Below are 13,479 nucleotides of genomic sequence, written 5' to 3' on the forward strand. Positions count from 1 at the left end.
AACAAGCAAGTACAAAAATGTAAAATTGCTAAAAACCTATTCCCTTCTGCCTCCTGCCTTCTGCCTTGCCATAACGACAATTTTTAATGCCTACCTACTTATGAAAACACCCACAGAACTGCCAACTCGCTTAGATTACTACTACCAACAAATCAAAACCATTATTCTCGCTCGTCAAAATCCTATCACGGGTTTGTTACCTGCGAGTACCGCAATTACCGCTCATGGTGATTATACTGATGCTTGGGTGCGAGACAATGTTTATAGCATTTTGGCAGTTTGGGGTTTAGCACTGGCATACCGAAAAATAGATAATGATCAAGGACGTACTTACGAACTTGAATATAGTGTTGTTAAATTAATGCGTGGTTTGCTTTTCGCTATGATGCGACAGGCGCATAAAGTTGAAAAATTTAAACATACCCAATCTTTGTTAGATGGACTGCACGCCAAATACAACACAGCTACTGGTGATATTGTTGTTGGTGATGATGAATGGGGACATTTACAACTAGATGCCACATCTATATATTTGCTGATGTTGGCAGAAATGACAGCAGCAGGTTTATCAATTATTTTTACTTTGGATGAAGTTAACTTTGTCCAAAATTTAGTTTATTACATTGGTAGAGCTTACCGCACACCAGATTATGGAATTTGGGAGCGAGGTAATAAAATTAATCATGGTAAGGCAGAATTAAATGCTAGTTCTCTGGGAATGGCAAAAGCTGCACTAGAAGCTATCAATGGACTGAATTTATTTGGTGTGCATGGTAGTCAAGCATCAGTAATTCATGTTTTACCAGATGAAATTTCTAGAGCGAGAATTACTTTAGAATCTTTATTACCAAGAGAGTCTGCATCTAAAGAAGTTGATGCTGCATTATTGAGTATTATTAGCTATCCTGCTTTTGCTGTTGAAGATGTACAATTGAGGGAACGCACATATAAGGAAATTATTAATAAATTAGCTGGTAAATATGGCTGTAAACGCTTCCTCAGAGATGGACATCAAACAATTTTAGAAGATACTCATCGGTTACATTATGAACCTTGGGAATTGAAACAATTTGAGGATATTGAATGTGAATGGCCGCTATTTTTCACTTATTTAGTGCTTGATGGTATTTTTCGTCAAGACCAGGAACAAGTGCAAAAATACCAAGAATTGTTAGCAGCATTACTGGTAGAAAGAGATGGTTTCCAGTTATTACCAGAATTGTATTATGTACCAGAGGAAAAGATTGAAGCGGAGAAATTAAATCCCCATTCCCAAACAAGATTACCTAATGAAAATATCCCCTTAGTTTGGGCGCAAAGTTTGTATTTTCTGGGGCAAATGTTGAGTGAAGGTTTAATCGCAGTAGGTGATATTGATCCCTTGGGTAGACATTTGTGCGTGGGTAAAAAACGGCAAGCAATGATACAAATTGCTTTATTGGCAGAAACTGAAGAAGTGCAAGCACAATTAGAAGTATATGGCATTGAAAGTCAAACACCCAACCAAGTAGAACCCATTCAAGTGAGACAAGCTGGGGAATTATCAGAAATTTATACGCAAATTGGGCGCAATGATCAATTAGGTTTAACAGGTCGTCCGGTGCGAAGGTTGCGGAGTTTGACAACTTCCAGAATATTTAAAATTCAAAATCAAACTGTTGTATTTTTACCTGCTTTCTTAGATGCACAGCAGTTTTATTTAACGCTAGATTATCATTTTCTGCTGGATCAAATTAGAGGTGAATTGGCTTATATCCAAAAATATTGGAGTGATTTAGGTCGTCCTATTTTGACATTGATGATTACTCGCACGATGCTAGAAACAGGTTCAGAAGCATTATTAGCATTAATGCAAGAACTGAAAAATGGTGTTTGCGGTGGTGTGCAGGTAAAATTAGGCAAGTTAAATCAATTAATGTTGACTGCGGCAATTCAAAGAATTGATTTTATTACAGATATAGAATTATTCTGTCCTCCAGTTAAAAATGCGAGATTACGTTGTTATTACTTGGTTTCTCAGCCTGAGAAAAATTGGCGGTTGGGACATACTCAAGAATTTCAAATGGAATGTGAAACTAACTTAGATTTGTTACTAAGTTATTTACGTTCCTCAGAAAATATCTATGAACAAATTGAATTACTGCAAACTTTAAATCGGTTAAAGGGTTTGGATTTTGATACTGGTTATGGTGAAGATGGTTATAGTGTGACAGTGGGTGATTTATTGGATGAAGTTTACACTAAAGCAGGTTATTTAGGTTTGTGGGCGGTGGTGCGTCGTGCTGCTGGTTTACGGCAAATGGTGGATATTGGTTTATCGGATGCGGTGACAAGTATTTTGGTAAGAGGTAAACAAATTGCTGTAGGTAGGGCTTATAGTGAAGCTTCGTTAATAATTGTACCAAAATCACATCATGAAATTGCCGAGAAAATTAATAATTTCTGTCGGGAAGATATCAGAGACAGGGTTTTAACTCAAGAAATTCTCATTTATTTAGGGGTGTTAATCAAAACAGAACCAGAATTATTTAAAGGACTTTTAACACTGAGGGTTGGTTATTTAATTCTGTTAATTACTAGCGAATTAGCTCAAGAATTAGGTGTTACCCAAGACGAAGCTTATGATCACCTGATGCAGCTTTCACCTTATGAAGTGAAACTGCGTTTGGAAAAAGTTTTAACAAGTTATAGTGGGGTAAGTGGTTTATTACGTCAACAAGAATCACTGCATATTAAGCAAAAAGAAAGTGATATTGCTTGGGTAGTGCAACCTGTAATTAGTGAAGATGAAATTGCCGTGACTCCAGAAAATTGGCGGAGATTTCGTCAAGCGGAAGGGGCAATAAATCGAGTTCCCAAGGACTTTTTTAAACAAGTTTGGTTGTTAATGCACCATTGTAAAGGTTTGGTGATTGGCGATAAGTTGGAAAGACGGAATCGTTTAGAAAGTGAGGTGATGATTTCGGAAATGACTGCGGGTGAAAGAAATTTTGCCTTGAGAATTGAACATTTACTCAATAAAATTGAAGCGCCAGAATATCGCCAAGTAAATGTGGAAGCGTTGATGGAGTTAGGAGCTATAGCTGCGAATAACCCTAATTTACAAATTCAAGATTATATAGTATTAGATGTGTTAATTGGTCACGCAGTGCGGTTAGCGTGGTTAGAAAAAAATCCTGAACGGGGCGATCGCTATGATGAAGATAAAGGTTTAGCATGGCCTCAATTTTACAACACTTCACCCAGAGATTGCGCTAATTATATTTTGAAAGCCTTGAAGTTCTTGACAGAATTTGCGAGGGATTTTTAAACTCAAAATTAGGACATTAATCCAAAATCATGCAACTTCTAGTTGTGGCTGGTAATTGGTAATTGGTAATTGGTAATTATCAATTACTACCCAGTCACCAGTCACCAGTCACCAGTCCCTTATTACAAGGAGTGTAAAAAATCCGTGCATATTCATACCCTTGAACAATGGCAGCATTCTCACGATTTTTCTGTAGATCAAAATCAGGCAGAAAAAAATACTAAAATTGTGATGCTGCTGACGGCATTAACAATGGTTGCGGAAATTGCCGCAGGAACGTTTTTTGGTTCGATGGCTTTGCTTGCTGATGGTTGGCACATGGCCACTCATGTTGCAGCTTTTGGAATTACGATTTTTGCTTATCAATATGCACGCAATAATGCCAATAATCCAAAGTATACTTTTGGCACAGGAAAGGTTAGTGTTTTGGGTGGTTTCGCTAGTGCTGTGGCGTTGGCAGTGATCGCTTTTTTGATGGGAATGGAATCACTGGGGCGGTTTTTTGAACCGCAAAATATTCACTTTAATGAAGCAATTGGTGTGGCTATTATTGGCTTGGTTGTGAATATCGCCAGTGCTTTTTTATTGCAAGATCATCATCACCATGATCAAGGTGATGAACATCATGAACATCATGAACATCATCATTATGAACATCATGAACATCATCATCATGAACATCAAGATCATAATTTGCGTGCTGCTTATATTCATGTTTTGGCAGATGCACTAACTTCTGTGTTTGCGATTATTGCTTTATTTGCTGGTAAATTTTTGGGTTGGGTGTGGATGGATGCAGCAATGGGATTTGTGGGTGCTGCGGTAATTGCTAAATGGTCTTATGGTTTGGTGCGTGATACGGGTTTAATTTTATTAGATGGATCAGGTGATAAACAAATCAAATTAGCTATTGTGAATGCTATAGAAGAAAATGCTGATAATAAGGTTACAGATTTACATATTTGGTATGTGGGTCAGCATCATCTAGCTGCTACAATTTCTTTAGTTACCCATTATCCACAAACACCGGAATATTATAAAAATCTCCTCAAAGATATTCCTTCTCTTGCTCATGTTGCTGTGGAAGTTAATCATTGTCAAGGTGAACCTTGTGTAGATATTCATGCAGTCTAAAATGCTGATTATTGCTGTAAGTTATAATGGTTTCAGTTCTAATTATTCATGAGGTGAGATGATGGTTATTGCTAATACCAACCCGCCGATTATTACCCCAGAGATCACAAAAACTCACTTTACTCCAGATGAGTATAGAGAGATGGAGAAAATCGCTAAAGAACGCCACGAATACCGCGATGGGGAGATTATTGTTATGCCTGGAGGTTCAGAAATTCATAGTGCGATCGCTAGTAATATTTTAATTTATTTGGGATTTTTGCTCAGAGATACTGATTTTCGTTTTTATGGTGGTGATTTGCGGGTTTGGATTCCTAATTTTAATCATGGAACCTATGCTGATGTTATGGTAATTAATGGTGAACCAGAGTTTAATAATAATCGCACGGATGAAATTCTCAATCCTCTCCTAATTATTGAAGTTCTTTCACCTTCAACAGAAGGTTATGATAGAGGGAATAAATTCAGAAAATATCGTTCTCTTCCTAGTTTTTGTGAATATGTACTGGTTAGTCAAGCTGAAGCTTATATTGAGCAGTATTATAAACAGGAAGAAGAAAATAACCATCTTTGGCAATTGAAAGCTAATGATCATATTGATCAGTCAGTTTTTCTGCACAGTTTAAATATAGAACTTCCCATGAAAGAAATTTATCGACGGATTAAATTTTAAATTAAATTTAAAAGCGATATTTTCACACACAACATCTGATAATATCACTCATCTAGTAGAGTGCGTTAAGAACATTTAACGCACCATGTATTTCATGTTTATAAATTGCTAACTGCTTCGGCAATTTTTCCCGAAACAAAAGGTAAAATTTCCCGACTCTTAGCTTGTGCTTTTCCTTCTGTAAATACTACTAACAAATAAGGACGCTGTTCTGGTAATTCAATATAAGCCGCATCATGGCGCACAGAACTTGTCCAACCGGCTTTTGACCAGATTTGACTATTTTGGGGTAAACCACCGCCTAAAAAGCCTATAACTTGGTCTTCTTCCACATCTTGGGGTAACTCATCAGGGTTAAGACTGCGTTTGAGTAAAGACATCATTTGTTGCGATCGCCCACTGGAAACCGCCACCCCTCCCACGATACTATGTAATAACCTGGCAGTGGCATTAGTTGTTAACATATTTCTATTTTCAAACATTTCCCCATAAAACGCCCTTTCTCTACCAAAAGGACCATCACCCCAAGTTTTTTGACAAACATTAATATTTGTCATTTCTTCCCAACCCAAAGATTGATAATAACGGTTAATAATTTGGCGTTGATATTTCCAAGTTTCAAAAGGTCCTATAGGTAATTCTGGTCCAGAAGTAGTACCGCTGAGAATATCAACTATTAAACTGGTAGCATCATTGCTGGATTCAATAATCATATCACTTAACGCCCGTTCTAATTCCTTAGAGGTGTTAGTCATGCCTTTTTCTAACCATTCATGAACAGAAACTAAATAAAATAATTTGACAACACTTGCAGGATAAATACGTTCTCCACCACGATAATTAAAACCTCTCACACCATGACCCCAAAAAGCGTCAGGAGTCAAAGCGCCACCAGTATTTACAGGAATTGGAGGATCATAAACAACCCAAGTTAAAGCAATTTGATCACGGTTTAAATTAGGAAAATTAGAAAAAGTAGATTCTAAGATTTCATTACCGAGATTTTCTAGTTGTTCGTTGTGATTGAAGAAAACCATTTGTGAATAATTCCTTGAAAATATCAAAATGTGAATTTCTTTATTTATTCTAACATTAATTGTATAATAGTTCAGGAATTTTAGCATTTATCACCAATCATGGTGATTTAGATCCTACATTTCGAGGAATGCGACCAAGTTTAGCAAAAACCTTTGATAAAATATATATAATGAATTTACATGGTAATAGCAAGAAAAAAGAAGTCACTCCCGAAGGTTTACCAGATAAAAATGTATTTGATATTCAGCAGGGAGTCGCTATTTGTTTTATGATTAAATATCCCCAGGAGGAAAAAATATGATCCGCACCCAAAAATTTACAGCAATTATTGAGCGTGAAGGTAATGGTTATGTTGCTTTGTGTCCAGAATTAGATATTGCTAGTCAAGGTAATTCTATTGAAGAAGCAAGAAATAATTTGCTTGAAGCCTTAGAATTATTTTTTGAAGTTGCTGATCCTTCAGAAATCGAAAATCGCTTACATCCAGAAGTATTTGTAACTCAATTGGAGGTAGCAATTGGGTGAGCTAAGAGTGTTATCAGGAGAAGAAGTCTGTCAAATTTTAGCAGCAAATGGTTTTGTAGAATTTCGACAACGTGGTAGTCACATCATTATGCAACTTAAAACTGATGAAACAACTATCACTGTTCCTGTTCCTAACTATTCAGAACTAAAAATTGGTACTTTGCAATCAATTATTCGTCAATCAGGATTATCACGTTCTCTGTTTGAGGTGAGCTAACGATCAAGTTTTATCATAATTTTTGTATTTGATATTCAGCAGGGAGTCGCTATTTGTTTTATGATTAAATATTCCCAGGAGGAAAAAATATGAAATGGCGAGACACAGAAAACGCTCAAGGAACATTATTTATAGAATGCACACCCAACCTATCACAAAAATTCCTCAACGCTATCAAAGAAAAATTAGGATATAATTATCCTCAGCTTAATTTGATTGAACCGCAAAGGACGCAAAGTACACAAAGGAAAGAGAGTTTCAGAGGGTTTTTGATGTGACTGCGTTTATTTCTTGAAAATTGGGATGCTCCTTATAATTTCGATGAAATTATCGTAATTTTTGGTTTATTGACTTACTCTAATCTACAAATAGGAGACTCTTTTTTAAACCAAACATGATATAATCATGTAAATCCTTAAATCCTGAACATCCTGATTCTGACAAAAATTAACTATATAATCCTTTAAATCCTTAAATCCTGGACATCCTGATTCTGACAAAAATATGTCTTTAAATTTAAATTTACTAATTCCCCATTCCCCAACCAACGAATATCAATGTCTAGCTGACCTCAATTTATATGATGCTCCTGAATGCGTCCGGTTAGCAACTCAAGCTGCTGCTGGTCGCAATTTACGCATTACATCAAATCATCAAGATACAGCAGTTCAAGTTTGTTTATGCGAAGATGATTATCCGGGATGGGTTGCTGTTAATGATTTGTCATTATTAAAACCTGCTACCACACCCTACGAACTTGCATTTTTTACTGAATTGGAAATTAAAAAATTGCTTCCAGAGGTAATTGAATTTACTCAACAAGCAATGCAGCAAAATAATTATTATTTGTGGGGTGGAACAGTAGGGCCAAATTATGATTGTTCTGGTTTAATGCAAGCTGCTTTTGTATCTGTGGGTGTGTGGTTGCCAAGAGACGCTTATCAACAAGAAGCTTTTACCCAACCAATTAATATTAATGATATCGAACCAGGGGATTTAATCTTTTTTGGAACTCCACAAAAAGCAACTCATGTAGGTTTATATTTAGGTGATGGTTATTATATTCACAGTTCAGGAAAAGAACAAGGACACAATGGAATAGGAATTGATCAACTTTCGGAACAAGGAGATAAAGTTAGTCAGTCATACTATAAACAATTACGGGGTGCTGGTAGAGTTGTGAAAAGCTATGTTAGTCAATTGATAATTGATAATTGACAATTGATAATTATTTATAGGACTTACGCAAGATTGGACTGGGAACGAGATAAACCCAATTTTTTGTTAAAATCAACCATCAGCGATCGCCTATCAGCAATGACCAATTACCAACTACCAACTACCCATCACCCATCACCTATCACCCATCCCCAATTACCTAATGTATCCGTAGTTGTACCGATTAAGGATGAAGTAGAAAGTTTGCCTTTATTACTAGAATCCATTTCTACAACTTTAACAGCTAGTGAGTTAAGTTATGAAATTATCTGTGTAGATGATGGTTCTACGGATGGTTCACCAGAATTTCTCAAGGAACAAGCACAAATTCGCACTGATTTGAAAGCGGTGATTTTGCGGCGTAATTACGGTCAAACTGCGGCTATGTCTGCGGGTTTTAATTATGCTACGGGTAAAGCAATTGTTACCTTAGATGCTGATTTACAAAATGATCCGGCTGATATCCCCATGTTATTGGCAAAATTAGATGAGGGTTATGATTTGGTGAGTGGTTGGCGCAAAAATCGTCAAGATGGGGCAATAAATCGGTTACTTCCTTCAAAAATTGCTAATTGGTTAATTCGTCGTACCACTAGCGTCTATATTCACGACTATGGTTGTTCTCTCAAAGCCTATCGTGCCGAACTGGTGGCAGATATGAACCTTTACGGAGAACTACACCGGTTTTTACCAGCTTTAGCTTATATCGAAGGGGCAAGAATCACCGAAATGCCTGTGCGTCATCATGCGCGACGCTTTGGTAAAAGTAAATATGGCATTTCTCGGACTTTTCGGGTGTTGATGGATTTGTTAACAATTCTATTTATGAAAAAATTCCTCACCCGTCCTATGCACGTTTTTGGGTTGTTTGGCTTGTTGTCAATGGTTACAGGTGGCGGACTAGGAATTTATTTAACTTTCCTGAAACTGGCTTTTGGTGCAGATATTGGTAATCGTCCTTTATTAATTTTAGCGGTTTTATTGTTAGTTACTGGTGTACAGTTATTTTGCTTTGGTCTTTTAGCAGAATTATTAATGCGTACTTACCACGAATCTCAGGGAAGGCCAATATATCGAGTGCGGGAAGTAGTGGCAAAAAATGTTAAGTAACGTAACAATAGAAATATAAAATTACTAAATATTACATTGCATCTGCCGTGAAAAATTTTGAGACTATTGACGCTAATTTGCGGCGCAACCTACTAATATTATTTGCAGCAGGTTTATTATTCTGGTCGGCTTTAGCTTCTTTGTTGCCAACATTACCTTTATATATAGAATCTCTAGGGGCAACAAAACAACAAATTGGCATTGTCATGGGCTGTTTTGCCATCGGGATGTTGGTATTTCGTCCCCAATTGGGGATTTTAGCAGACCGTCAGGGTAGAAAAATTTTGTTACTGATTGGGTTGGCAGTAGCAGCGATCGCACCTTTGGGGTATTTAGCAGTAAAATCACTACCCTTATTAATGGTAATTCGTGCCTTTCATGGTATCAGTATTGCCGCCTTTGGTACTGGTTTTATTGCCTTGGTGGGAGACTTAGCACCAGAACACCGTCGGGGCGAAATCATTGGTTATATGAGTTTAGTTAATCCCATCGGTGTAGCACTCGGTCCAGCTTTAGGGGGATATTTACAAGCCACAGTAGGCTACACACCTTTATTTATCGCATCTACCACTTTAGGTTTTTTAGGCTTACTTTGTCTTTTACCCGTTGTTAACCCACCGATTATTGAAAAACCCAAAGACGTTACTGATGATAAATTTTGGCAACTTATTACCAGTCCCCGTGTCCGTATACCTGCTATCGTTTTATTACTCATTGGCTTATCTTTAGGGACAGTACATACCTTTATTGCCTTGTACATTAAATCCACAGGAGTTGATTTAAATGCAGGGTTGTTTTTCACAGCCGCCGCTATTGCTAGTTTCAGTATTAGATTATTTGCCGGTAAAGCATCTGATAAATATGGTAGGGGTTTATTTGTCACCTTCAGCCTCACTGCTTACACCTTGGCAATGATATTAATTTGGCAAGCAAACAGTGCCTTAATGTTTTTAATAGGAGCAGTTGTTGAAGGTGCGGCTTCTGGAACTGCTATTCCCATGATTTCTGCAATGATGACAGATAGAGCCTTACCCCATGAAAGAGGGCGAATATTTGGCGTGTCTTTAATGGGATTTGATGTAGGACTAGCTATAGCCGGTCCAGTTGTCGGTTCTATAGCCCAACAAATGGGATATCGCAGTATGTTTGGTTTTGCTATGAGCTTAACTTTACTGGCTGTGCTGATTTTTATTACACAGTCGAGTAAAAATATCTCCCAGTCGTTCCGCTTTGCCCTTGGCCGTGGTGAAGATGCTTATTCTTTGAAAAGCAAGGTGTAGTTATCAATTGATAATTGACAATTGACAATTGATAATTGTTTCATTCAAGGTTTAAAACCTCCTCTTTCAGGGGGAAAAGCCAAAAATTCCGCTTTTGAAATCCTCTTCCTGGAACGGAGAAGTAATTGTCAATTGTTCATTGTTAATTGTCCATTATTGAAACCCTTTCAGGAGTCACCAATCACTAGTCACCTAAAAAAATTGCACAAACCCACTTACCGAGTTTGTGCGATGATTGTTATTTAACGGGCGAGGAGGGATTCGAACCCCCGACACCGTGGTCCGTAGCCACGTGCTCTAGTCCACTGAGCTACACGCCCTTAACCAACGAATCTTATAATAACACACACTTCCCAAATGACGCAAGAGGTTTTTTCAAATTCTTCCCATAATTCTCAAAATATTTCTCAACTTTCTCATCTCACCCCCCAGGGAGAGGCGCAAATGGTTGATGTGTCTGGGAAAGTCGCCACTGTGCGGGAAGCTGTGGCTACTGCTAAAGTGCGAATGCTCCCAGAAACGTTAGCAGCTATTGAAGCGGGGAATACTCCTAAAGGGGATGTTGTGGCAACTGCTAGGTTAGCGGGTATTATGGCTGCTAAACAAACAGCTAATTTAATTCCCCTTTGTCATCCCTTACCTTTGCAAAAGATTGCTGTTGATATCACGCCAGATGCACAACTACCCGGTTATCAAATTTATGCCACAGTCAAAACCAAGGCGGAAACAGGTGTAGAAATGGAAGCTTTAACAGCGGTTTCTGTTGCTGCTCTTACCTTATACGATATGGCCAAAGCTCTGGAAAAGTCGATTCAAATTGAATCTATTAGTTTAGTCAGTAAGACAGGTGGAAAATCTGGAAATTATCAGCAATTTTAGATTTTGGATTTTAAATTTTAGATTGGGTAATTGCTAATTGCTAATTGCTAATTGGGAAAAATAACATAGATTACCCAGTCACCAGTCACCAGTCACCAGTCACCAATAATAACGAGAATGTGTTAATATCTGTAACAAATTCACAAATTCACAAATATTAATTATTTATGCCTCCTCGTTGGCCACGCAAACCAGATCGTCAAGATCCAGAGTTCCGTAAGTTAGATGATCGGATGAATTTTGCTTTTCATGTAGCTGTTGCTGCTACTGTTAATTCTGGGTTGTGGTTTTTCCACATCTTGAAATCTACATCCTGGGAATGGTTGACACCATTAACTCTAGGTTGGGTAGGGGTAATATTGCTGCATTTCATTTATATTAGTGCGATCGCTAATTACTCAGAAACTCCACCCTCATCAACCTGAAGACTGACTGCTAATGCTGGGGCGTTGTCACCGATGGTAGTAGATACAGTCTAGCTAATTGCGCCATAATATGAAATAAGCTGAAATCAACTAAAAATCTGCGCCCTTGTTTTGTAATGAGGTTATTTTATGGCTACAACTCCTACCACAGAAATACTAGAAGCCCTAGCAGCAGAAATAGGCGAAAATGTCTATATAGACATTGCTAAATGGCATCTTTACCTATCTGATGCCAAACTTCATACCGTCGTTGCTGAAAAATTATATCCTTTAATTGTTGATAGAAATGTCAATGAAGACAGAGTTTTAGAATTATTAGCATCCATCCCTGTGAAAATTGGTGGTGGGAGAAAAGAACTACCTTTGATTGATTTATTGCCGCTGCAATGTCAAGTAAGCTTGGTTGATATATTGGAAAAATATCAACGGGAAGTTTAAGTTATTCAGGAGTCAGGAGTCAGGAGTCTTAAGGGCGAAGCATTCGGGCAACCAATTATCAATTTTTATCACAGGTTATTTTCCTGTAAGGGCGAAGCATTCGGGCAACCAATTATCAATTTTTATCACAGGTTATTTTCCTGTAAGGGCGAAGCATTCGGGCAACCAATTATCAATTTTTATCACAGGTTATTTTCCTGTAAGGGCGAAGCATTCGGGCAACCAATTATCAATTTTTATCACAGGTTATTTTCCTGTAAGGGCGAAGCATTCGGCCGATAAATTATCAATTTTTATCACAGGTTATTTTCCGAATGCTTCGCCCCTACTTCGCCCCTACTTCGCCCGTACAGGAGTCAGAAGTAAAATTGACTTGATTTACCTGTTAATCGACGTTATTATCGGTTGTAAATTCACACATCCTTCAATACTAAATAACATAATTAAAGGAGGATTTTTGGTATGTTTTTACAAATCAAAAATAGTCGGGATTTAGTCAAAATTGTTGATTTTCAAGAATTAATTGATCCTAATAGTGAGATTGTACACGCTAAAGATCAAGAAGGACAAGAAGAACAGGAAACAGACACCTATCAAAAGGAAGATTTGGTTTTTCCATCAGGGGAAAATTTACCACGTTGTTGGTTAGATGCTAATTACCAAACAGCGCACGCTGCATAGTAGAATTAAATATCATGGTAGATATTGTAGGGGTTTAGCAATGCTAAACCCCTACATTTTTATCAATTCTCAATTTTGCATCTAATTAACAGCAGCTTTTTCTTCTACTGTCACACTTTCACCTTTAGAAAAAGCTTTAAAAATCCAAGCTGTGAAAATATGAGAAAGTACACCCATTGGACCTGCAAATAAACACAAAGCTAAAGAGTGAATTGTCCAAACTCCGGTTTTTTGACCTTCCCAATATATCCATCTTCCGACAAATAAATCCATTACTAGAAAATGAATCCAACCTGTAGCAGCAGCTTTTTCATCTGCAAAAAATCTAGCAATATCTGCTAACTGAGGATTTGATAAAGCAGCGGCATTTTCTGGGCTAATACTGCTGACAAATAAATACACATAAGCAGCAGCTAAAACCACAAAAGGAATAAATGATTCCATTACCTTGCGGGTGACTTTCCAGTTAGGTAATAAAATCATTAATGCCCAAAAGGGTAAAACAAACAAATTGGCGATATTGAATAAATCGGTGATATTCATATTAGGTG

At 37.4% G+C, this 13,479-nt stretch carries 17 protein-coding genes and 1 tRNA gene; 15 read left to right on the top strand and 3 right to left on the bottom strand.

What is annotated here, in order from left to right; translation table 11 throughout:
* Nucleotides 1-100: 100 nt before the first annotated feature.
* From H5968_RS05050 to H5968_RS05060, 3 genes are all read left to right on the top strand, one after another.
* Nucleotides 101-3,310 carry a glycoside hydrolase family 15 protein gene (locus tag H5968_RS05050; protein WP_187039042.1) on the top strand — a complete coding sequence of 1,070 codons (3,210 nt, stop codon included), beginning with the start codon at nucleotides 101-103 and terminating at the stop codon, nucleotides 3,308-3,310.
* A 144-nt stretch (nucleotides 3,311-3,454) separates the two neighbouring features.
* Entirely contained in the window at nucleotides 3,455-4,444 is a 990-nt protein-coding gene (gene dmeF, locus H5968_RS05055) for a CDF family Co(II)/Ni(II) efflux transporter DmeF (RefSeq protein ID WP_187039096.1), read from the top strand.
* A 61-nt stretch (nucleotides 4,445-4,505) separates the two neighbouring features.
* On the top strand, nucleotides 4,506-5,117 hold the full coding sequence (locus H5968_RS05060) for a Uma2 family endonuclease (RefSeq protein ID WP_187039097.1): 612 nt from the start codon (nucleotides 4,506-4,508) through the stop codon (nucleotides 5,115-5,117).
* Nucleotides 5,118-5,215: 98 nt separating this feature from the next.
* On the opposite strand, the gene H5968_RS05065 is transcribed toward H5968_RS05060, so the two are convergent.
* Complete coding sequence (locus H5968_RS05065) at nucleotides 5,216-6,154, bottom strand: serine hydrolase (protein WP_187039043.1); 939 nt, start codon at nucleotides 6,152-6,154, stop codon at nucleotides 5,216-5,218.
* A gap of 59 nt (nucleotides 6,155-6,213) precedes the next feature.
* On the opposite strand from H5968_RS05065, the gene H5968_RS05070 reads away from it, so the two are divergent.
* From H5968_RS05070 to H5968_RS05100, 7 genes are all read left to right on the top strand, one after another.
* On the top strand, nucleotides 6,214-6,456 hold the full coding sequence (locus tag H5968_RS05070; RefSeq protein ID WP_255427050.1) for a hypothetical protein: 243 nt from the start codon (nucleotides 6,214-6,216) through the stop codon (nucleotides 6,454-6,456).
* Nucleotides 6,453-6,680, top strand: a complete 228-nt coding sequence (locus H5968_RS05075; protein ID WP_187039044.1) for a type II toxin-antitoxin system HicB family antitoxin — start codon at nucleotides 6,453-6,455, stop codon at nucleotides 6,678-6,680. Before H5968_RS05070 ends, H5968_RS05075 begins: the two co-directional genes overlap by 4 nt.
* Complete coding sequence (locus H5968_RS05080) at nucleotides 6,673-6,897, top strand: type II toxin-antitoxin system HicA family toxin (RefSeq protein WP_187039045.1); 225 nt, start codon at nucleotides 6,673-6,675, stop codon at nucleotides 6,895-6,897. Before H5968_RS05075 ends, H5968_RS05080 begins: the two co-directional genes overlap by 8 nt.
* Nucleotides 6,898-6,986: 89 nt before the next feature.
* The gene (locus tag H5968_RS05085; protein ID WP_187039046.1) at nucleotides 6,987-7,175 is read left to right on the top strand and encodes a hypothetical protein; all 189 of its coding nucleotides are present in this window, start codon (nucleotides 6,987-6,989) and stop codon (nucleotides 7,173-7,175) included.
* A 226-nt stretch (nucleotides 7,176-7,401) separates the two neighbouring features.
* Nucleotides 7,402-8,115 carry a C40 family peptidase gene (locus H5968_RS05090; RefSeq protein WP_187039047.1) on the top strand — a complete coding sequence of 238 codons (714 nt, stop codon included), beginning with the start codon at nucleotides 7,402-7,404 and terminating at the stop codon, nucleotides 8,113-8,115.
* A gap of 99 nt (nucleotides 8,116-8,214) precedes the next feature.
* Nucleotides 8,215-9,225, top strand: coding sequence for a glycosyltransferase family 2 protein (locus H5968_RS05095; RefSeq protein WP_187039098.1), 1,011 nt, complete (start codon nucleotides 8,215-8,217; stop codon nucleotides 9,223-9,225).
* Between the two features lie 47 nt (nucleotides 9,226-9,272).
* The gene (locus tag H5968_RS05100; RefSeq protein ID WP_187039048.1) at nucleotides 9,273-10,505 is read left to right on the top strand and encodes an MFS transporter; all 1,233 of its coding nucleotides are present in this window, start codon (nucleotides 9,273-9,275) and stop codon (nucleotides 10,503-10,505) included.
* A gap of 246 nt (nucleotides 10,506-10,751) precedes the next feature.
* Here H5968_RS05100 and H5968_RS05105 read toward each other — a convergent pair.
* Nucleotides 10,752-10,825: transfer RNA gene (locus H5968_RS05105), tRNA-Arg, on the bottom strand.
* A 37-nt stretch (nucleotides 10,826-10,862) separates the two neighbouring features.
* Here H5968_RS05105 and moaC point away from each other — a divergent pair.
* The 5 genes from moaC (at nucleotide 10,863) to H5968_RS05130 (ending at nucleotide 12,928) form a co-directional block, all read left to right on the top strand.
* Nucleotides 10,863-11,384: a cyclic pyranopterin monophosphate synthase MoaC gene (gene moaC / locus H5968_RS05110; RefSeq protein WP_187039049.1), complete on the top strand. Its 522-nt coding sequence runs from the start codon at nucleotides 10,863-10,865 to the stop codon at nucleotides 11,382-11,384.
* Between the two features lie 167 nt (nucleotides 11,385-11,551).
* Nucleotides 11,552-11,809 (top strand): hypothetical protein, encoded by a 258-nt coding sequence (locus tag H5968_RS05115; protein WP_187039050.1) that lies wholly within the window; start codon nucleotides 11,552-11,554, stop codon nucleotides 11,807-11,809.
* A gap of 129 nt (nucleotides 11,810-11,938) precedes the next feature.
* Nucleotides 11,939-12,247 (top strand): DUF3181 family protein, encoded by a 309-nt coding sequence (locus H5968_RS05120; RefSeq protein WP_187039051.1) that lies wholly within the window; start codon nucleotides 11,939-11,941, stop codon nucleotides 12,245-12,247.
* Entirely contained in the window at nucleotides 12,213-12,743 is a 531-nt protein-coding gene (locus H5968_RS05125; RefSeq protein WP_187039052.1) for a hypothetical protein, read from the top strand. Before H5968_RS05120 ends, H5968_RS05125 begins: the two co-directional genes overlap by 35 nt.
* Complete coding sequence (locus H5968_RS05130) at nucleotides 12,710-12,928, top strand: acetyltransferase (RefSeq protein WP_187039053.1); 219 nt, start codon at nucleotides 12,710-12,712, stop codon at nucleotides 12,926-12,928. The genes H5968_RS05125 and H5968_RS05130 overlap by 34 nt, the downstream gene beginning before the upstream one ends.
* Before the next feature lie 81 nt (nucleotides 12,929-13,009).
* Here the strand turns inward: H5968_RS05130 and H5968_RS05135 are convergent, their stop codons facing one another.
* Entirely contained in the window at nucleotides 13,010-13,471 is a 462-nt protein-coding gene (locus tag H5968_RS05135; RefSeq protein WP_187039054.1) for an ABA4-like family protein, read from the bottom strand.
* Nucleotides 13,472-13,479 lie beyond the last annotated feature (8 nt).

This window comes from Sphaerospermopsis sp. LEGE 00249 (genome assembly GCF_014299995.1).
In the GTDB taxonomy this organism is placed as follows: Bacteria; Cyanobacteriota; Cyanobacteriia; order Cyanobacteriales; family Nostocaceae; genus Sphaerospermopsis; species Sphaerospermopsis kisseleviana.